General features: G+C 70.8%; 15 protein-coding genes and 4 tRNA genes. 10 read left to right on the forward strand and 9 right to left on the reverse strand.

What is annotated here, in order from left to right; translation table 11 throughout:
• Positions 1 to 39: 39 nt before the first annotated feature.
• The 3 genes from LO762_RS06485 to LO762_RS33385 form a co-directional block, all read right to left on the reverse strand.
• Positions 40 to 867 (reverse strand): acyl-CoA thioesterase II, encoded by an 828-nt coding sequence (locus tag LO762_RS06485; RefSeq protein ID WP_230613276.1) that lies wholly within the window; start codon positions 865 to 867, stop codon positions 40 to 42.
• Between the two features lie 91 nt (positions 868 to 958).
• Positions 959 to 2,374 carry an amidohydrolase family protein gene (locus LO762_RS06490; RefSeq protein WP_230613277.1) on the reverse strand — a complete coding sequence of 472 codons (1,416 nt, stop codon included), beginning with the start codon at positions 2,372 to 2,374 and terminating at the stop codon, positions 959 to 961.
• A 25-nt stretch (positions 2,375 to 2,399) separates the two neighbouring features.
• Positions 2,400 to 3,620: a CoA transferase gene (locus tag LO762_RS33385; protein WP_230613278.1), complete on the reverse strand. Its 1,221-nt coding sequence runs from the start codon at positions 3,618 to 3,620 to the stop codon at positions 2,400 to 2,402.
• Positions 3,621 to 3,729: 109 nt separating this feature from the next.
• On the opposite strand from LO762_RS33385, the gene LO762_RS33390 reads away from it, so the two are divergent.
• The 3 genes from LO762_RS33390 to LO762_RS06510 all read left to right on the forward strand — a co-directional run bounded on the left by LO762_RS33390 (position 3,730) and on the right by LO762_RS06510 (position 7,585).
• A complete protein-coding gene (locus LO762_RS33390; protein WP_230613279.1) occupies positions 3,730 to 4,776 on the forward strand; it encodes an enoyl-CoA hydratase/isomerase family protein in 1,047 nt (348 codons plus the stop codon).
• Positions 4,777 to 4,973: 197 nt separating this feature from the next.
• A complete protein-coding gene (locus LO762_RS06505) occupies positions 4,974 to 7,202 on the forward strand; it encodes an ATP-binding protein (protein ID WP_230613280.1) in 2,229 nt (742 codons plus the stop codon).
• Positions 7,199 to 7,585 (forward strand): roadblock/LC7 domain-containing protein, encoded by a 387-nt coding sequence (locus LO762_RS06510; protein ID WP_230613281.1) that lies wholly within the window; start codon positions 7,199 to 7,201, stop codon positions 7,583 to 7,585. The genes LO762_RS06505 and LO762_RS06510 overlap by 4 nt, the downstream gene beginning before the upstream one ends.
• 205 nt (positions 7,586 to 7,790) lie before the next feature.
• Here the strand turns inward: LO762_RS06510 and LO762_RS06515 are convergent, their stop codons facing one another.
• The 5 genes from LO762_RS06515 to LO762_RS06535 form a co-directional block, all read right to left on the reverse strand.
• On the reverse strand, positions 7,791 to 10,280 hold the full coding sequence (locus LO762_RS06515; protein ID WP_230613282.1) for an AMP-binding protein: 2,490 nt from the start codon (positions 10,278 to 10,280) through the stop codon (positions 7,791 to 7,793).
• 81 nt (positions 10,281 to 10,361) lie between these two features.
• On the reverse strand, positions 10,362 to 10,958 hold the full coding sequence (locus LO762_RS06520) for a TetR/AcrR family transcriptional regulator (RefSeq protein WP_230613283.1): 597 nt from the start codon (positions 10,956 to 10,958) through the stop codon (positions 10,362 to 10,364).
• A 363-nt stretch (positions 10,959 to 11,321) separates the two neighbouring features.
• A tRNA-Val gene (locus LO762_RS06525) sits at positions 11,322 to 11,393 on the reverse strand.
• Between the two features lie 10 nt (positions 11,394 to 11,403).
• Positions 11,404 to 11,474: transfer RNA gene (locus tag LO762_RS06530), tRNA-Cys, on the reverse strand.
• A gap of 25 nt (positions 11,475 to 11,499) precedes the next feature.
• Positions 11,500 to 11,571: transfer RNA gene (locus tag LO762_RS06535), tRNA-Gly, on the reverse strand.
• Between the two features lie 124 nt (positions 11,572 to 11,695).
• Here LO762_RS06535 and LO762_RS06540 point away from each other — a divergent pair.
• From LO762_RS06540 to sthA, 3 genes are all read left to right on the forward strand, one after another.
• The gene (locus tag LO762_RS06540; protein ID WP_255684995.1) at positions 11,696 to 12,670 is read left to right on the forward strand and encodes a chorismate-binding protein; all 975 of its coding nucleotides are present in this window, start codon (positions 11,696 to 11,698) and stop codon (positions 12,668 to 12,670) included.
• The gene (locus LO762_RS06545; protein ID WP_230613285.1) at positions 12,654 to 13,532 is read left to right on the forward strand and encodes an aminotransferase class IV; all 879 of its coding nucleotides are present in this window, start codon (positions 12,654 to 12,656) and stop codon (positions 13,530 to 13,532) included. Before LO762_RS06540 ends, LO762_RS06545 begins: the two co-directional genes overlap by 17 nt.
• Positions 13,533 to 13,618: 86 nt before the next feature.
• The gene (sthA, locus tag LO762_RS06550) at positions 13,619 to 15,022 is read left to right on the forward strand and encodes a Si-specific NAD(P)(+) transhydrogenase (RefSeq protein ID WP_230613286.1); all 1,404 of its coding nucleotides are present in this window, start codon (positions 13,619 to 13,621) and stop codon (positions 15,020 to 15,022) included.
• Positions 15,023 to 15,119: 97 nt separating this feature from the next.
• Here sthA and LO762_RS06555 read toward each other — a convergent pair whose 3' ends face one another.
• A complete protein-coding gene (locus tag LO762_RS06555; protein WP_230613287.1) occupies positions 15,120 to 15,539 on the reverse strand; it encodes an SsgA family sporulation/cell division regulator in 420 nt (139 codons plus the stop codon).
• A 284-nt stretch (positions 15,540 to 15,823) separates the two neighbouring features.
• Between LO762_RS06555 and LO762_RS06560 the strand changes: the two genes are divergently transcribed.
• The 4 genes from LO762_RS06560 to LO762_RS06575 all read left to right on the forward strand — a co-directional run bounded on the left by LO762_RS06560 (position 15,824) and on the right by LO762_RS06575 (position 18,931).
• Positions 15,824 to 16,249 carry a PGPGW domain-containing protein gene (locus LO762_RS06560; RefSeq protein WP_230613288.1) on the forward strand — a complete coding sequence of 142 codons (426 nt, stop codon included), beginning with the start codon at positions 15,824 to 15,826 and terminating at the stop codon, positions 16,247 to 16,249.
• A gap of 91 nt (positions 16,250 to 16,340) precedes the next feature.
• Positions 16,341 to 16,412, forward strand: a tRNA-Val gene (locus LO762_RS06565).
• A 178-nt stretch (positions 16,413 to 16,590) separates the two neighbouring features.
• Complete coding sequence (gene murF, locus LO762_RS06570; protein WP_230613289.1) at positions 16,591 to 18,015, forward strand: UDP-N-acetylmuramoyl-tripeptide--D-alanyl-D-alanine ligase; 1,425 nt, start codon at positions 16,591 to 16,593, stop codon at positions 18,013 to 18,015.
• A 106-nt stretch (positions 18,016 to 18,121) separates the two neighbouring features.
• On the forward strand, positions 18,122 to 18,931 hold the full coding sequence (locus LO762_RS06575; RefSeq protein WP_230613290.1) for a protein kinase: 810 nt from the start codon (positions 18,122 to 18,124) through the stop codon (positions 18,929 to 18,931).
• Positions 18,932 to 19,035: the final 104 nt, after the last annotated feature.

Here is a 19,035-nt window from a genome sequence, read left to right on the forward strand (position 1 = left end):
CCGGGGACCTTAGCCGCATGATCGCGGCCGGTCCGCGACTTACCGGAGGGGCCGGATGAGCCCCTCCTGCACGACGCTGCCTATGAGCCGGTGGGAACGGTCCGTCAGCGAGCCCCGGCACAGCGCGCGGGCGCCGCCCGCCCACAGCCCCTCCTGGTCGTAGAAGACCCAGTCGTCGGCGCGCGGCGTGGCGTGCAGCCACAGCGTGTGGTCGAGGCTGGCGAACTGGAGGCCGCCGCTGTCGAGCGTCGTGGCGTGCGGCGCGACGGAGCTGCTCAACAGCAGGAGGTCGGAGGCGTAGGCGACGGCGCAGGCATGCAGCAGCGGGTCGTCGGGCAGCGCCTCGCGGGTCCTGAACCAGAACCGCTGGACGGGCGGCGCGCTCTCGCCGCGCAGCGCGGCGAACCTGGGCAGTTCGGCGGCGAACCTGATCTCCAGCGGGCTGTCCCCGTGCACCGTGGCGAACCACTCGCGGGTCGCGGTGTCCGCCGCCGACAGCACCTCGCGGTCGGACGGCAGCTCTTCGGGCTCGGGCCTGTCGGTCTTGGCGGGCTGATGGGAGAACCCCTCCTCGGGCCGGTGGAACGACGCCGACAGGTGGAAGATCGGCTTGCCGTGCTGGACGGCGACCGTCCGCCGGGTGGTGAAGCTGCCGCCGTCACGGATCGGGTCCACCTGGTAGACGAGCGGCGCCGCGGGGTCTCCGGGGCGCAGGAAATAGGCGTGGAGGGAGTGGACGAGCCGGTCGGCCGGAACGGTCCGGCCCGCCGCCATGAGGGCCTGGGCGGCCACCTCGCCGCCGAACACGCGGGTGTGCCGGGTCGGCGTCGCGGTGCCTCGGAAGAGGAACGTGTCCAGCCGCTCCATAGTGACTATCTCCGGTATTCCGGCCATGTCGCACCTTCCGTCCTTGTCGTCTCCGTAGTAATCGAAGACTGACCGCGCCTGATTCCCGACCCTAGTGAAAAGGTGCCAAAGTCCCGCACGTCGGGGTTGGTCCGGCGAACCAGGCACCCACCACCGGGTTGTCGGGAAGCGCGGCGAGCGCGTCGGCGAGCGGCGCGCGCAGCAGCACGAGATCGGCGGGCAGCCCGGGGACGATCCGGCGCGCCGGCCCGCCCGGATCGTCAGCGGGCGCCAGGTAGGCGTCCAGGGCGCGGCGTGCGGGGATCCGCTCGGCGGGCCCGACGACGGCGCCGGAGCGGGCGCGCCTCCGGACGGCGGCGTGCATGACGAGCCACGGATCGAGCGGCCCGTAGGGGGCGTCACTAGACAGCGCCACAGGGATTCCGGCCTCAAGGAGGGTGGCGCAGCGGTAGAGATCGGGGTGGTCCGTAGGAGGGACGTCGCGTAGGTAGTCGTCGCCCCGGTCGGCGAGGAATCCGGGCTGGGTGACGACCCGTAGGCCGAGCCGCCTGATCCGGTCGAGGAGGTCGGCGGGGACGAGCGCGGCGTGCTCGATCCTGTCTCCTACGCGCACCCCGGTCGTGTCGAAGGCGATGAGGAGAAGGACGAGCGCCGCATACGTCACGCAGTGGACGGCCACCGGGCGGCCCGCCTCGTGCGCCGCCGCGATCCTCGTGGCGAGTTCCTCCGGTGTCGGCAGAGCCGAGTCGGCGATGACGATCTTCTCGGGGCCCGCGCTCATGCCCTCGGGCAGCGGCTCCCGCGCCCCGAGCAGCCTGACGTGTTGTGGCAGCGCCCCTGAGGCGCGTGCCTGCGCGAGCCTGGCGACGGCCCCGGACGCGAGGTCGGGTGTCGCGTCGGTGACCGAGGTGATTCCGTAGCGCGTAAGGGAGCCGCCCACCTTGGCGAGCGCCGAACCGTCGTCGGCGTCGGGCAGCCTGGAGCGCAGCCAGCCGTCCGCCCGCCACAGCCGGCCCGTGGGCTCTCCGGCGCCGTCCCGCTCGATCCCGGGGTCGTCGCCCGCCACGAGCCCGGCAGCGCGGACGGCGGCCGTGTTGAGGATCCACAGGGCGCCGCTGCGGTGCTGCACCCGGACGGGCACGTCGGCACGGAACGCGTCAAGGCCCCCGGCGTCGAGCAGGCCCGCGACGGACTCGGCGTACCCGACGCCCCTGATCCAGCCGTCGGAGCCCGGCGCGGCGGCCCGCAGCGCCGTCTTCAGCGCCGCCGCGTCGCGCACCTCGGGCGGGCCGCAGCGCACCGACCTGCCAGCCGCCGCGAGCGCCAGCAGGTGCACATGGTGGTCGCACAGGCCAGGAAGCAGAGCCCGGCCCGCACAGGCGACGACCTCGTCCTCGCCCGCGCGCGCGAGCCCCGGCCCGACTTCGAGGACGACCCCTTGAGCGACCCGTACGTCGACCCGCCTCGTCCCGTCGACCTCGGCGTCCCGGAACAGCACACCGCCCATCCGGTCACCCTACGCCCGCCGCAGTTCAGGGCGGTGAGACCCCGAGCGAGCGGAGGACGGCCACGGTGTCGGCGCCGGACGGAGACGCCGGGCCGGGGACGGCGGTGCGCGGGGTCGGCGGCGAGACGGGAAGCGCACCGGACGGCGTGGGGATCGTCCACCTACCGGGCTCTCCCTCGACGCGAAGGCTCACGCCCTCAGCAACGCACGGAAGGGTGGCCGCGACGACGTCCGTCATGGACACGTCCCACAGGACTCCCGTCCCGTCCGGTGGTGTGGAGGCGGCGAGGACGGCGGCCGTCAGCCCGGTGAGCGGGTCGGCCAGGGCGTCGCCGACGAAGACCGGGCCGCGCGCGTCACGGGCGACGAGCCCGGCCGAGGCGGCGACGTCGTCGCCGAACCCGACGCGGTCGAGCCCCCTGCCGTGCGCGGTGATCGACACCCACGTGGTGCCCGACGCTGCGGCGGCCTCCGCGTCCAGCCCCCAGCGTGCCAGCGCGCGCGGCCGTGACGCCTCGATGACGATGTCGGCGGCCTCCACCAGGGCGGCGAGCGCCCGCCTCCCGTCGGGAGTCTCCGGATCGAGGACGACCGACGCGTGGCCCGCGTGCAGGAGGTCGTAGAAGGCGGGGTTCCCTCGACGGGCGCCGTCCGGCCTGGTGGGCGTCTCCACCTTCACCACGCGGGCACCGGCGAGTCCGAGCAGACACGCGCACAGCGGCCCCGCCCACAGCGCGGAGAAGTCCACCACCAGCAGCCCCGCGACCGGCCGTGGCGCTCCGGGCTCGGGGAGACGCGGCACGTCCGGCCGCCGGACGGGACCCGCCGCGACGCCGAGCAGCGCCGCCCGTTCCGCGAGTTCCGCCCCGGTGTGGTCGCGCAGCCAGCGCCCGACCGCCGTCCACACCCCCTCATCCGGCTCCGCGAAGGCGAGCGCGCCCAGCAGCGCCGGATCGTCGTCCCGCGCGCACGACACCGCCGCCCACCCGTCGCGCGTGGGCAGCAGCCGACAGCTCCCGCCCACCGAGACGTCGCCGCGCCGCCCGCGCCCGGTGACCGCCGCCCGTTCGCCGAGCAGCCGCGCCCCGGCCACGACGACGCCCGTCGCCGCCGTGAACCGCGCGCCGAGCCGCTCGGCGGTCAGCGCCGCCGATCCCGGGGGCACGAGCGGGGGCTCCCCGGCCCGTCCGGTGAGCGGCACGACGCCGCTCGCCGCCCAGGCCCGCAGGTCCGCAAAATCCTCCACAACACCCTCCTGACCTGAGGCTAACCGGGTTATCCACAGGCCGGGCCCGTCGGGGTCGCGGCCGGGTTACACTCGGGACCAGCGGTGATCTTGGGTTTGGGGAGGTGTCGTGAGCGCGGTGGCGGTGGTGTCGGTGAAGGAGCTGGCCGAGGGTGCGGTGAAGGAACTCGCGGTGGGCGAGAACGGGTTTCCGGGTGTGGTCGGGGTGGATCTGGGCGGGGTGCGGGGCGCGGGCGTGCTCGGGCGCGCGGTCGAGCGGCTCGCCGCGTACGAGGGGATCCTCGTCGGGCTGGTGGCCACGGCGCAGCCGCTCGAAGCGGCGCGGGTGCTCGCCCCGCACCTCGACGTCACGCTGGCGCGGTCCGGGCGGGCGCTGCCCAGGCCCTACGTGGGCGTCGCGGATCCACCGGAGGCGCTGGCGGAACTGCACGAGAAGGCGGCGGCGCGGCCCCAGGCGGCGTCCGTGCTGGGCGCGGTGCTGCGCGCGGGCGTCAGGCTCGACGTGCCGCAGGCGCTCGACCTTGAGTCGTTCGCCTACTCGACGCTGCTCGGCGGCGGCGAGTTCGCGTCCTGGCTGGCCGGGCGCGGCCCGGCCGAACCTCCGGCCGAGGTGGCCGAACCCGTCCTGCTCAGCCGTGACGGCGAGCTCCTGCACGTCACCCTGAACCGGCCGGAGCGGCGCAACGCCTACGGCCGCCAGGTGCGCGACGCCCTGGTGGAGGCGCTCTCCCTGCCCGGACACGACACGTCCATCCGGCGGGTCCTGCTGGACGGCGCGGGCCCCGTCTTCTGCGCGGGCGGCGACCTCGCCGAGTTCGGCACCGCGCCCGACCTCGCCACCGCGCACTTCATCCGCACCCGTGCGGGCGCCGCCCTCCCGCTGCACCGGCTGCGCGAGCGCGTCACGGTGCGGGTGCACGGCACGTGCGTCGGCGCGGGCGTCGAGCTTCCGGCGTTCGCGGGCGCCGTCGTCGCGTCCCCGGGAACGACGTTCCGGCTGCCGGAGGTGGCGATGGGCCTGATCCCGGGCGCGGGCGGCACGGTGAGCCTGCCCCGCCGGATCGGCCGGTGGCGGACGCTGCACCTGGCGCTGACCGGCGCGTCCCTCGACGTGGAAACGGCCCTCGCGTGGGGACTGGTCGACCGGCTCGCTTGACGCGGAGCGAGATCTAAGTTTGCATTCGATTCCATCCCAAGTCGGGCAGGCTGATGGTCGCCGACCCGGTCCGATAACTACGTTGCCTCATACGAGAATGACGCTCCAAACCGAGGAGGACGGGGTGCGCCGTGCGCGGTAGACGTTCATCGGCCAGAGGCGGGAAGCCCGCCAAGCCCGTGCGCGCCGGGAAAGGCGTGCGCAGACCGCGGGTCCTTCCGGTCAGCGGACGGCTCGCCCTGGTGCTGGTCCTTCCCCTCTTCTCGCTGATCGTGCTGTACGCCTTCGCCGCGACGACGACGCTGAACGACGCCCTGCGAAGGTTCGACTTCCAGACCCAGTACGACAACCTGGGCGACCCCGCCTCCAAGGTCGTCGAGGCGATCCAGAGCGAACGCGCCGCCGCCGCCGTCAACGGGCCGGACTTCACCGAGAAGAGCGCCTACACCGACACGATGGTCGCCGCCTTCCGCGCCAAGGCGTTCGCGCCCGACACCCAGGACGCGATGGACGAGGTCACCAAGACCCGTGCCCGCGCACTGGACGACTCGCTCGTCGTGCTGTCCACGCTGCGCCTCGGCGTCGGCCAGACCAGCGAGATCGAGATCATCATCGGCTACAGCAGCATCGTGGACACCGTGCTCCAGCTGCTCGGCGTCATGGTGAGCATCGACGACATCGACGTCTACCGCAACAGCAACGCCGTCCTGGACCAGCTCAGCTCCTTCGACCTCATGCTCCGGCAGACGTCGCTGCTGGAGAGCCTGCCGCAGAACGGGCGGCTCGACTCCGTCCAGCGCCAGGCGTTCAGCGGATGGGCCGACAGCCGTGGGAAGTTCTTCCGGCTCGGCGTGACCTCCCTGGACGGCCCGATGCGCGCCAAGGCCGACGAGTTCGCCCGGTCGCCCGAGTACGCGAGCCTGACCGAGCTGGAACAGAAGATCGTCATCGGCGGCGTCAACGTGAAGGGCGGCCCGACGGTCGCCGAGTGGCAGCAGACGGTCGGCGTCGCCTCGCAGGCGTGGTACCTCAACATCGGTGAGGTCAGCGCGCTGCTCAACGCCGAGGTCGAGCCGATCGGCCGGCAGATCATGGTCCGCTTCTGGGCGGCGGGCGGCATCGGCCTGCTCGCGGTCATCGCGTCGCTGCTGCTGTCGGTCAGGTTCGCCCGGAGCATGACGGCCGACCTGCGGGGCCTGGAGAAGGCGGCGCACACCCTGGCCGACGAGCGGCTGCCCGACGTCGTCGCCCGGCTGCGGCGCGGCGAGAACATCGACAGGTCCGTCGCCGAAGCGCGCCTGCCGGGCACGCCGAGGACGCAGGAGGTCGTGTCGGTCGCGGAGGCGTTCGGGACGGTCCAGCACACCGCGGTCGAGGTCGCGATCGGCGAGGCGAAGCTGCGGCAGAGCATCGGCAAGGTGTTCGTGAACCTGTCGTGGCGCAGCCAGGGCCTGCTCCAGCGTCAGCTCCAACTGCTCGACATGATGGAGCGGCGCGCCTCCAGCCCCGAGGAACTCGACGACCTGTTCAAGCTCGACCACCTGACGACCCGGATGCGGCGGCACGCCGAGGGTCTGGTGATCCTGTCCGGGGAGCCGACCGTGCGCGCTTTCGACCACCCCGTACCGATCGAGGACATCGTCCGCGCCGCCATCGGCGAGGTCGAGGACTACACGCGTGTCGAACCCGTCGTCGCCCGGTCGTCGGCGATCACGGGCGGTGTCGTCGCGGACGTCATCCACCTGCTGGCCGAGCTCATCGAGAACGCGACGGTGTTCTCGCCGCCCGGCACGGAGGTGGTCGTCAAAGCCGAGACCGTCGCGAACGGCCTCGCCGTCGAGGTCATCGACCGCGGCCTCGGCCTCTACCCCGACCAGCTCGCCGAACTCAACCGCAGGCTCGCCGAACCACCCGAATTCGACCTCGCCGACTCCGACCGGCTCGGCCTGTTCGTCGTCGGGCGGCTCGCGGCACGGCACGGCATCAGGGTGTCGCTCCAGCCGTCCGCCTACGGCGGCACCACCGCCGTCGTGCTCATCCCGACGGGCCTGATCGTGCAGGACACGCAGCCCCGGCGCCAGGTGGACGCGGCCCCGTACCGCGCGACGGCGGCCCCGGCGCCCGCCCTCGCCGCCGCGCCCGAGCGGCCCCAGCCGCAGCTGACCGCGCCGCCGCGCGCCGCCGACCACCGCTTCGAACCCGACCTCCCGCCCGAGCAGGGCGGACGGCTCCCACGCCGCCGCAGGCAGCAGAGCATGGCCCCGCAGCTGCGCACCCCCGTGCCGTCGCAGGCGCCCGAGGACGACTACTTCGAAGAGCCCGATCCCGAGTCGAGCCGCGCCCTCATGTCCTCGCTCCAGTACGGCTGGACGATGGGCCGTGACGAGCAGCCCGACGCACCGACCGACGAACGGGAGAGACCATGACCAGCGACCTGAACTGGCTGCTCGACGACCTGGTGGACCGGGTCGTCCCCGTGCACCACGCGCTGCTGCTCTCCCGGGACGGCCTCGTCATGGCCGCGTCGCGCAACCTCGCGCCCGAGGACGCCCAGTTCCTCGCGGCCCTCTCCTCGGGCTTCCACAGCCTGGCCCGCGGCGCCGCCGAGCACTACTCGGCCGAACGCGTGAACCAGGCCGTCATCGAACTCGACGACCGCCTCTTTTTTGTCCTCCCCGCCGGTACCGGCACCTGCCTCGCCGTCCTCAGCGACGCCGGCGCCCAGGCCGCCCAGGTCGCCTACGAGATGGCGCTGCTCATCAAACGGGTCAGCCGCCACCTCACCGCCGCCGCCCGAACCGGCACCTGACCCCACCCATCCGCCTAAGACCTACACAACGGCCCGTCCGCACGCGGGCTTTGCCCGGTGACCCCGATCCGCACCACGCGCTGGAGATCCCCGCTCCCGCCATGACAGGCCCGACAGAGCGGGGATCCCACCCACACGCTAGCCCGCCCGAACGCCGGAGGGCGAACGGTTTTCCACAGCCCGTCCGGGTGAGCGACGGGTGCGGTCAGGGGTGGTTCGGGGGACGGCGGGTGAGGCGCGTGATGGTCGTGGCGAGAGCGACTCCTGTGATGAGGGAAGCGGCCAGGGCCAGGAGCGGGGAGTAGTCGGCGAGCAGGGGATAGACCTGCCAGTGGGTCAGGTAGATGTACAGGGTGGAGGCGGCCAGGAGGCCCGCCAGGCGGTCCAGGGGGCGGGGGACCAGGAGGCTGCGGGCCCAGATGAGGAGGGTAAGGCCGGTGATGATGACGGTCTCGCGTACCAGCTCGTCGGGGCCGAAGTATCCGGGCACGGTTAGGAGGGCGGCGAAGGTGAGCAGGAGCCTCTTGGTCGTTGTGTCGGCGCGGGCGGCGGCCCAGCCCAGGGGGAACATCCAGAAGGCGACGATCGCGTTGGGCAGGTGCAGGAGAGTCCGCACCTCCAGGACGTCGTAGCGGAGCACCAGCCCGGCCCCGAGCAGCACCAGGGGAGCGGCGAAGGGGAACCGTCGTTCGGCGCGGTCGAGCGCGGGGACGCGGGCGAGCACGGTGAGCGCCAGCAGGATGTAGACGATGACCTCGACGAACCAGTAGTTGCTGTCGCGGCCCAGGAGGCTGTGCAGCAGCAGCGCCTGGAACAGGTGGTACCCGTCGGTGAGCAGCGCCGCGAGCGCGATCCACAGGGCGCTCGGCACGGCGATCCGCAGCGCGCTGCCCCACAGGTGACGGCGGCGTTCGCGCAGCGTCGCCGACGTCAGGTGGAAGCGGGCGAGGTTGAAGCCCGCGACGGCGAGCAGCACGTGCGCGCCGCCCCGCACCGTGAAGAGCGGGATGTGTGATCCGACGATGAGGACGATCGCGACGGCGCGGAGCAGGACGCCCGTCTCCAGGCTGTGCCAGCGCGCCCGCCAGCCGGTGCGCGGTACCGACGCGCGCAGGTCGCGCAGCGGTAGGAGATGCCATTCGCGCGGCAGATGGCCGAGTTCGTTCTCCAGCGCGAGAGACATCTCGACGTAGGAGAGGGAGTCGCCGCCCAGGGAGACGAAGCTGCTGTCTTCCGTGACGTCGTCCCGCCCGAGGACGCGCCGGTACAGGGCGACGAGCCTGTCCGGCGTCTCGTCCTCCGCGTAGGCCGGACGCGGAAGCGCGCGCACGGCTGACAGGTCGGGCTTGCCCGACGCAAGGCGGGGCAGCTCAGCGAGGACGTGCACATGGACCGCCCGGACGGGCAACCCGTACTCCGCGGCGACGAGCCGCCGGAGCGGGTCGGCCTCCGGCGCCGGAGTCCCGGCCACCGCGACGACGAGCGTGTTGTCGTCCTCGTCGCCCGTGCAGCACGCGGTGCGGCCGTGCCGGGCCAGGAGGTCCTCGACGCGCCGCGGGTCGATCCGCAGCCCGTAGAGCTTGAGGAACCCGCCGCGCCGCCCCACCACCTCGTACAGCCCGTCGGGGGCGCGCCGGGCGAGGTCGCCGGTGCGCAGCTCGGTCACGGTGCGGCCGAGCGCGAGGTCGGCGGGGCCCTCGGCGTATCCGAGCATCACGTTGGGCCCGGTGTAGACGAGCTCTCCGACGTCGGGCGTAGGCACGTCGGGCACAGGATCCAGCCGGAAGGCGCCGCCGGGCACGGGTAGGCCGACCGCTTCCGGATGCGTCGTAGCGAGGTCCGGTGGCAGGTAGGCCATTCGCGCGGTCGCCTCCGTCTGCCCGTACATGACGAAGAGATCCCAGCCTTCGCGGCGTCCCAGTTCGGCGTACCTGACGACCTGCTCGGCGGGCATCCTTCCGCCCGCCTGGGTGAGGTAGCGCAGGTGCGGCAGGCGTAGGTCGGCGAAGCCCACGCGGTCCAGAAGGTCGAACGTGTAAGGCACGCCGGACAGGGAGGTGCCCTGCGCGTCACGGAAGACGTCCCAGAAGAGCGGGTCGCCGACGGACAGGTCGGTCAGGATGAGCCCGGCCCCGCACAGGAGGTGGCTGTTGATGACGGACAGGCCGTAGCAGTACGACATAGGCAGGGTCGTCGCGGCACGGTCATCGGGGCGGATGTCGAGGTAGGCGGCGATGGACTCGGCGTTGGCCTGGAGGTTGTCGCGGGAGAGCCGGACGAGCTTGGGCGACCCGGTGGAGCCGGACGTGCTGAGCAGCAGCGCCAGCTCCGGGTGCAGCGTGTGCGCGGACAGGGCGCGCCGCTCCGTCAGCGAGCCGTCGGGCTCGGCGACGACGTCGGGGTCGTAGGCGGCGATGAGCGAACGTTGGGCGGAGGCGCGTTCGGGGACGAGCAGCAGGGGGTGCCCGGCCGACAGCGCGGCGAGGTAGACGACGAGCGCGTCCACGGTGTGGGCGCAGGGGAGCAGGACGAGCCGGCGTTCGGCGCCCAGCCGCGCCGCGGCGTCCGCGACGCGTTCGGCGAGCTCCCGGTAGTTCAGGACGCCGTCCCGGTGGACGACGGCCGTCCGGTCCGCGTGATTCGCCAGCGCGTCGGGGAAACGCGGCTGCTTTGTGCTTGAGGCGGGGGGAGACACGCCACCAGCATAGGTAAGGCTAACCTTCACCAGAATACGGCTGGGCGGATCATTGGGTTCGCCCGGCCTGGGTCGCGCGCGTCAGGGTGCGTGGGGCAGGGCGATGCCGTGCAGGATGTGGTGGAGGAAGCGGACACTGCCGTCGTGGCCCGGTGTGGCGTTCTCGCGGGCCCAGGCGGCGCCGCTGAGGAGGTCGAAGAGTTCCTCGGCGGTGAGGTCCGGGGTGACGCGTCCGGCGTCCTGGGCGCGCGTCAGGAGCCGCTCACCGGCCCCGTGCATGGCCGCGCACATCGCGTGTGACGGCGTGCCCTCGTCGTACATGCTCTGCGTCAGGATGCCGACAAGGCCACGGAACGTACTGAAATGCCCGACGGCGAGCTCCATCCAGCCCGTCAGCGCCTCCAGCGGCTCCCGTTCGGTGCCCAGCCGCTCGGCCGCCTCGACGAGCGCCGCCAGCCCGTCCCGCGTCGCCGCCTCCACCAGCGTCGCCCGCGTGGGGAAGTGCCGGTAGAGCGTCCCGATGGCTACTTGGGCCTGCCCGGCCACGTCCTCCAACGACGCGTCGGCCCCGTCGCTCTCGAACGCCTTGCGCGCCGCGGCCAGGATCGCGTCGTAGTTCCGCCGCCCGTCAGCCCGCTTGGGCCGCTGCGCGATATACGGCTCCGCACCCTCACCCACCCAGCTCCCCCTAACCTGAGGACCTCTCAGCATCATAACCGCCCCTCCCCACCCCCAACCCAACAGCCAAACCGAACCCAAAACCAGAACCAGAACGGAGTAAAACCGGACGGGTCAGCGAACCCTTCTGCTTCCGACCGGATCCCCTCACCGGAGAGGCCGCGTCAGCGCAACGGCCCAAGGAACCCCACAGGAGCGGCCCAACTCATCCGTGAAATGCAGAAAAGCCCCCAGACCGGAAACCGGGGGCGTGGGGGCGAAGCCCCCACATCGGGGGGCTCGGGGGGTCGTCCCCCCGATAGACGATAGCGGCCTTCGGGGAGCCTTGAGCGAAGCGAAAGGCGACCAACGAAGGCCGGCTCGTGGACGATACTGGGATTGAACCAGTGACCTCTTCCGTGTCAGGGAAGCGCTCTCCCGCTGAGCTAATCGTCCGGGATCTGCGAGGTGGAGACGGGATTTGAACCCGTGTACACGGCTTTGCAGGCCGTTGCCTCGCCTCTCGGCCACTCCACCGTGATCGGCCGTGTGGGCCTCTCCGAGCGGAAGACGGGATTCGAACCCGCGACCCTCACCTTGGCAAGGTGATGCTCTACCACTGAGCCACTTCCGCGTGTCCGCCCGGCCTTGCGGACCGTGGCGACGTGGAAAACCATAGCCAACTCTCCGGCCGAGTGCCAAACCGGAGCGGCGGGACGGGGATGCGAGCTGCCGGTTGCGGGCGGGAAACTAGGGGTATGGATGCGTTCGCCCATGTGGGGGGCAGGCTGGCCACGGGCCTTGCCGAGGTCTCCTCCGATCCTGCCGTGCTGGACGGGCGCGGCTGGTGGGCCGTTGCCGTCACCTATGAGGGCAAAGTGACGTGTGCCCGCTTTGACGATGTCCGTCCCGCGCCTCATCCGGACGGCCCGTGGCGTGCGCCCGGCCCTTGGACGTCTTCCTTGGATCGGTCCGCTTACGAGCGCGGGGTGTCGGAGATCAGGGCGGCGATCGCGGACGGCATCGTCTACCAGGCGAATCTGTGCCGTGTCCTTTCGGCGCCCGCCCACGACGGCATCACGGGCCTCGGAAGGCGCCTGACGGAAGCGCATCCGGCCCCCTACGGGATGACGTTGAAGATCCCAGGTGCCGAGATCGCTTGCGCCAGCCCAGAGCTGTACCTCGCCCGTGCCGGCGACGTGATCACGTCGGGGCCGATCAAAGGCACCGGCCGTACCGAGGCCGACCTCCTCCCGAAGGACCACGCCGAGAACGTCATGATCGTCGATCTTGTCCGCAACGACCTGGGCCGGGTCGCCGAGACCGGCAGCGTCGAGGTGCCCTCCCTGTGCGCGGTGGAGCACCACCCCGGGCTGGTCCACCTTGTGTCGACGGTCCGCGCGCGCACGTCCGCCGGATGGCCTGAGATCCTCGCGGCGACGTTCCCTCCGGGCTCCGTGACGGGCGCGCCCAAGTCGTCGGCCCTGGAGCTGATCGAGCGGCTGGAGCCCGTCGCGCGCGGCCCGTACTGCGGCGCGGTCGGCTGGGTGGACGCCGACCGGGGCGTCGCCGAGCTGGCCGTCGGGATCAGGACGTTCTGGATCGAGGAGGGCCAGGTCAGGTTCGGCACGGGGGCGGGCATCACCTGGGGCTCGGATCCCGCGAGAGAATGGCAGGAGACGGAACTGAAGGCCGAACGGCTACTGGAGGTGGCGGGTGCTGGTCTGGACTGACGGCGTCCTCGGGCGGGACACCGTGAGCGTGGTCGACCACGGGATCACCGTGGGCGACGGCGTCTTCGAGACGATCAAGCTCGTCCGGGGCGTCCCGTTCGCGCTCACCCGCCACCTGAGGCGGCTCGCCTTCTCGGCCCGTGGGTTGGGCCTCCCTGAGCCCGACGAGGGCTTCCTCCGCAAGGGCATCGAAGAGATCCTCGCGCAGGCCGACCCGGGGGTGGCCGCTCCCGACGAAGTCGGGGTTGCGAAGCGGCCGCCCTCGGGCCGAATCGAACACGACCCGTGGGAGCTGGGTCGTCTACGCATCACCTACACGGGTGGCCCGGGGCCGCTCGGTTCCGTGCGCGGTGAGGAAGGGCCCACCACGATCGTCATAGCGGGCGAGCAGAAGCCGTTCGCGCCCACGTCGCGGATAGCGACGGTTCCGTGGCCCCGTAACGAGCGCGGCCCCCTGGCGGGCCTGAAGACGACGTCCTACGCCGACAACGTCATCGCGCTCGCCAAGGCGGCGGAGGCGGGCGCTGACGAGGCCGTCTTCGGGAATCTCGCGGGGAACCTGTGCGAGGGCACCGGCTCGAACATCTTCGTCGTAGTGGACGGCCGTGCTTTGACGCCCACCCTGGAGAGCGGCTGCCTCGCGGGCGTCACACGCGCGCTCGCACTGGAGTGGACGGACGCCGTAGAAGCCGACGTGCCTTACGAGCTCCTCGGCACGGTGCAGGAGGCGTTCCTCACGTCCACCACGAGGGACATCCAGCCGATCACCTGGATAGACGGCCGTGAGCTGCCCGTCGGCGACGTCACCCGGGCGATCGCGGCGGAGTTCACGATCCGGTCGGCCGAAAACGTCGACCCCTGAGCCGTAAAGGGAAATTCTTCCGCGGTGTGAGCCTTGTTACATGAAAGGACTTATTCGGGGGGCTCCCGCGGTTCAGACTGGAGGCCGTGTACGACTTCGACCTCCTCGTGCTCGGATCAGGACCGGGCGGCCAGAAGGCCGCCATCGCCGCCGCGAAGCTCGGCAAGAGAGCCGCCGTCGTCGAGAAACGTCACATGCTCGGCGGCGTCTGCATCAACACCGGCACGATTCCCTCCAAAACCCTCCGTGAAGCCGTCCTCTACCTCACCGGCCTGAACCAGCGCGAGCTCTACGGGCAGAGCTACCGCGTCAAGGACGAGATCACCGTCGCCGACCTGGGCATGCGCACCCAGCACGTGATAGGCCGTGAGATCCAGGTGATCCGTAGCCAACTCAGCCGCAACCGCGTACAGATGTTCGAGGGCACAGGCCGCTTCCTCGACTCGCACACCGTCGGCGTCTCCGGCGCCGAAGAGAAGAAGATCACAGCCGAGAGGATCGTCATCGCCACCGGGACGTCGCCCGCGCGTCCCGACAGCGTCGAGTTCGACGACCGCACGGTGATCGACTCCGACGCGATCCTCCACCTCGACAGGGTTCCCGAGACCCTCGTCGTCGTCGGAGCGGGCGTCATAGGCATCGAGTACGCCTCCATGTTCGCCGCGCTCGGCACCAAGGTCACCGTGGTCGAGCGGCGTGAGCGGATGCTCGAATTCTGCGATCTGGAGATCGTTGAGGCGCTCAAGTACCATCTGCGCGATCTGGCGGTCACGTTCCGGTTCGGGGAGAGTGTCGCGGCCGTCGAACGCCGTCCGCGCGGCGCGATCACCGTGTTGGAGAGCGGCAAGAAGCTCCCCGCCGACTGCGTCATGTACTCCGCGGGCCGCCAGGGCAAGACCGCCGAACTCTGCCTCGACGCCGCGGGACTGTCCGCCGACGGGCGCGGCAGGATCGAGGTGGACGAGCACTACCGGACCGAGGTCCCGCACATCTACGCCGTAGGCGACGTCATCGGCTTCCCGGCCCTGGCTGCGACGTCCATGGAGCAGGGCCGCCTAGCCGCCCAGCACGCCTGCGGCGAGCCCGTCGCGGACATGCACGAGCTCCAGCCGATCGGCATCTACACCGTCCCGGAGATCAGCTTCGTGGGACGCACCGAGGACGACCTCACCCGCGAGCGCGTCCCGTTCGAGGTGGGCATCTCGCGCTACCGGGAGCTGGCGCGCGGCCAGATCATCGGCGACTCCTACGGCATGCTCAAACTGCTCGTCTCGCCCGAGACGCGCAAACTCCTCGGCGTCCACGTCTTCGGCACGGGAGCCACCGAGCTGGTGCACATCGGCCAGACGGTGATGGGCTGCGGCGGAACCGTCGACTACCTCGTGAACACCGTTTTCAACTACCCGACGCTCGCCGAGTCCTACAAGGTCGCCGCGCTCGACGCGATGAACAAGATGCGCGCCATCGCCCGGCTCACCGCGGAGGTCTGAGAGGGCCGCTGAGACGTGCGCGGAGCCCCGCGCGAGCCGGGTGTGGTGACGGCCGGCGCGGGGCTCCACGGTCTGTGTGAGGGGTTCTCCGGGGTGCTCAGGACGACCAGAGCAGATGTTCCAGCTCGGCGTCCATGTCCACGAACTCCGATTCCCGGCCTGCGGCCACGATGTCGTACGTCTTGTGGAGGAAGTCCGCCATCGGCGTCAAAGGCACGTCGAAAAGGGCGTTTCCAAACGGAGAGGACAGCGCCAGATGCAGCGTCCTGTCGTTCTCCGGACCCGCGGGCCAGACCTGCACGTCGCCGTCTCCGGCGCGCCGCTCGATCCCTACGGTCAGCAGCTCCCGCGCGAAGATCCACTCGACGGGATCGTCGTTGCCGACGTGGAACGACATCCGGATCGCGTACGGATCGTCCGCCGCGTACTCCAGCGTGGCCAGCAGGGGCACGGTCGACCGGTCTGGCACGACGAGTCGAAGACCCAGCTCCGCGGAGACGGTGGTGCTGCTGTTCATCGCCATTCCTTCGCGTCGGGCCCGGCTTCGTCGAGCTTCGGTGAGGACTGCGCCTCCTCAGACGGGTGTCCCCCTGATCTATGACGCGTAACTGCGAGAACACGTCAGAACATTCCCAGCCTCCGGCCACGAGAGACCCTTTACCCAAGGTCACGGACCCGGCGCTGAGCTGCGGAAAACCCCTTACCGGTGGGCCCGGAAGCCTGGCTGTCCGGTAAGGTTCCGGCTGTTGGGGACGGGCGTTTCGGCCGTCGTCGGAGAGACCTTTCACGTAGGGTGAAACCGTGGCGATTGACCAGGAAAAAGATCTCCAGGGCAGCGGGGGCCGCCTCGACCGAATCCGGGCAGTGATGCGCTCGAACCCCCTGCTCTACACGACATGGCGCATCGGTGTTTTCACCGTCGGCGCCACCGTGCTGGTCGCGGGCGTGCTCATGATGGTCCTGCCGGGTCCGGGCATCCTCGCCATCGTCGTCGGCTTCGCGATCCTCGCCACCGAGTTCGTCTGGGCCCAACGCGCCCTGGGCAAGGCCAAGGCCGCAGCGGAACGCGCCAAAGAGAAGGCCCTGGACCCCCGCACCCGCCGCCGCAACCTGGCCCTGGCCATCCTCGCCGGCCTCCTAGTCGCCGCCGCCCTCGTCGCCTACCTCTACGTCGTAGGCCCCGAACTCCCCTGGCGCGCCGACTGGAGCCGCATCAACACCACCTGACCCTGCGCGGCCCGCCACAACCAATGTGCGAACCACCCCCCAAACACGCTACTCTTAACCCCGTCGCCGGGCCCCGCCCGACAACAAACCGGGGCGATTAGCTCAGTGGGAGAGCGCTTCGTTCACACCGAAGAGGTCACTGGTTCGAACCCAGTATCGCCCACCTAGAGAACAGCAGGTCAGAGAGGCTTTCGGGAGAAGTCCCGGGAGCCTCTTGTGCTGTCTGACGCCTGTCAGGAGCCAATCGGGGAGCCATCGTCAGGCCACCTCGATGTCGAGAAGCTCACGAGGGCGAGTCGGTTCATCCTCGACGCTCAGGTTCCGGGGCTACGCTGCTGGTCATGGTCCCGATGACGGTAGGCGAGATCGCTTCGGCGGTCGGCGGAACGGTGCTCTGCGGTGTGGACGTCGTGGTCCGGAAGCCGGTGGTGATCGACTCGCGTGAGGTCGTGGCGGGGTCGGCGTTCGCCGCGTTCGTCGGGGACCAGGCGGACGGGCACGACTTCGTGCGGGCCGCTTTCGACAGGGGCGCTTCGCTCGCGCTGGTCTCCCGGCCTGTGGAGGTCGATGACGGGGCCGTCGTCCTGGTCAAGGACGTTCAGATGGCGCTGGGGAGCCTTGCTCGGGAGGTCGCGGGGCGGCTCGGCGCGAAGGTCGTGGGGATCACCGGGTCGTCGGGGAAGACGAGCACCAAGGACCTCCTCTTCCAGCTTCTGGAGCCCGCGGGGCCGGTCGTGGCGACGGCGCGGTCGTTCAACAACGAGATCGGCTTTCCCCTCACGGTGCTGCGCGCCGACACCGACACACAACACCTCGTCCTGGAGATGGGCGCCCGTGGGATCGGGCACCTGGAATACCTGTGCGGCATCGCCCGACCCCACGTTGGAGCCGTCATCAACGTGGGCACGGCGCACGCCGGCGAGTATCCGGACGGGCAGCGGCAGATCGCACAAGCCAAGGGCGAACTAGTGGAGTCCCTCAGCCGGGACGGGGTCGCGGTGCTGAACGCCGACGACCCGCACGTCGCGCCGATGGCCCACCGCACCGACGCCGACATCCTCTGGTGGAGCACCAACAGCACAGACGCCCAGGCACGGGCCTTCGACATCCAGCTCGATCGAGAGGGCCGGCCCTCGTTCGTCCTGGCGATCGACGGGCAGGAGGAACGACTGAGGCTGCGGCTGCACGGGGCCCACTCAGCGGCGAACGCCGCAGCGGCGGCTGCCGTGGCGCACTCCCTGGGCATCGGGCTCACGGACATCGCCGAACGGCTTCAGGCCGCCGAACGCCTGTCGGCAGGACGGATGCAAACCACCACCCGCCCAGACGGCGTCACCATCATCAACGACGCCTTCAACGCCAACACCGACTCCATGCACGCCGCACTCACCACCCTCGCCGCGATGACGGCCCGCCGACACATCGCCGTCCTGGGCGAGATGGCCGAACTGGGAGACCTCGCCGAAGAGGAACACCGCCAAGTCGGCAAGATCGCCGCCAACACCGGCCTGGACCACCTGATCGTGGTCGGCGGCCACATGGCCGCCGCCCTGGCCCACAAAGCCAAGGGCCACACCCGCGTGGACCACGCCCCAACCCCCCAAGACGCCGCAACCCTGCTCACCAAGGCCAACCTCAGCAAGGGCGACGTCGTCCTGTTCAAGGCCAGCCACACCGCCCACCTGGACAAACTGGCCGACCGGACCGCCGCGGCTCTTCAGGCTGAACGGCACGGGGCCGCCGGAAGAGCATGTCACCAACGGTAGGTGGCACTCACCCGCAGGCCCGGCCGGGCGGCGATCTCCCCGGACGGCACAGCCACGCCCGGCCCCTGAGCGACCACCCGCCCAACGCTGACCACCTGGGAACACCATGAACCCGGAACTCCCGGCGGGCCTCGTCGCCGCGATCACCCCACACACCGGCACCGTGGAATCGGTCACGGAGCCGACAGAGCGCGGCCGCTCCTCCGACATCACGAAGATCGTCGAAGGCCGGGCGGGACGGTTCTTCGTCAAGGGCGTGCGCGGCGACGAAAGGCGCCGCGCACGCCTGCTCCGAGAGGCCGCGATCAACCCTTACGTGCTGGAGTTCTCACCCCCGGTCCTGTGGCAGACCGAGCACGAGGACTGGCTCGTCCTCGGCTTCGAAGTCCTGGAGGGCTTCCGCAGCCTGGACTTCAAGCCCGGCTCACACGACCTCCCCCTGATCGTGGACACCCTCAACCGCATCAGCGCCCTGCCGCTACCCGACATCGCCCAGGACTGGCAGGAAACCCGCTGGAACCGCTACATCACCGACAATGAGGACACAACTCTCCTCCAGGGCGAAACCCTCCTCTACACCGACATCCACGCCTCAAACCTGCTCTACGCGCAAGGCCGCACCTGGGCTATCGACTGGTCCTGGCCCACCATCGGCGCCGCGGTCATCGACCCCTGCATGCTCATCATCCAACTCCTCGGCTACCACTTCACCCCAGCCGAAGCAGAAGACATCGCAAGCGGCTGCACCGCCTGGCAGCACGCCGACCCCAAAGCCATCGACGCCTTCATCACCGCCACCATCCGCCTCTACACCAGATCCAGCAAGCGAGCCCCCGAGGAAGACTGGCTCAAGGTGATCCTCACCGACGCGCAAACCTGGGCCGAACACCGAGGCATCCGCCAGACAGAAAAGTAGGAAGAAAGAAGAAAGCCCCGGCGCTCGATGCGCCGGGGCTGTGGGGGGCTGTTCGCCCAGGTCAAGCGTGGGTGGCTGTCTGGTTTGTGTGGTTGGCGCACGTG

The sequence above is a fragment of the Actinocorallia sp. API 0066 genome (assembly GCF_020991275.1).
In the GTDB taxonomy this organism is placed as follows: domain Bacteria; phylum Actinomycetota; class Actinomycetes; order Streptosporangiales; family Streptosporangiaceae; genus Actinocorallia.

Coding starts and splice junctions, on each gene's coding strand:
- LO762_RS06510 (WP_230613281.1), top strand. CDS start 7,199: ATGACCAGCGACCTGAACTGGCTGCTCGACGACCTGGTGGACCGGGTC.
- LO762_RS06485 (WP_230613276.1), bottom strand. CDS start 867: ATGGAGCGGCTGGACACGTTCCTCTTCCGAGGCACCGCGACGCCGACC.
- murF (WP_230613289.1), top strand. CDS start 16,591: ATGGTCCCGATGACGGTAGGCGAGATCGCTTCGGCGGTCGGCGGAACG.
- LO762_RS06540 (WP_255684995.1), top strand. CDS start 11,696: ATGGATGCGTTCGCCCATGTGGGGGGCAGGCTGGCCACGGGCCTTGCC.
- LO762_RS06555 (WP_230613287.1), bottom strand. CDS start 15,539: ATGAACAGCAGCACCACCGTCTCCGCGGAGCTGGGTCTTCGACTCGTC.
- LO762_RS06575 (WP_230613290.1), top strand. CDS start 18,122: ATGAACCCGGAACTCCCGGCGGGCCTCGTCGCCGCGATCACCCCACAC.
- LO762_RS06490 (WP_230613277.1), bottom strand. CDS start 2,374: ATGGGCGGTGTGCTGTTCCGGGACGCCGAGGTCGACGGGACGAGGCGG.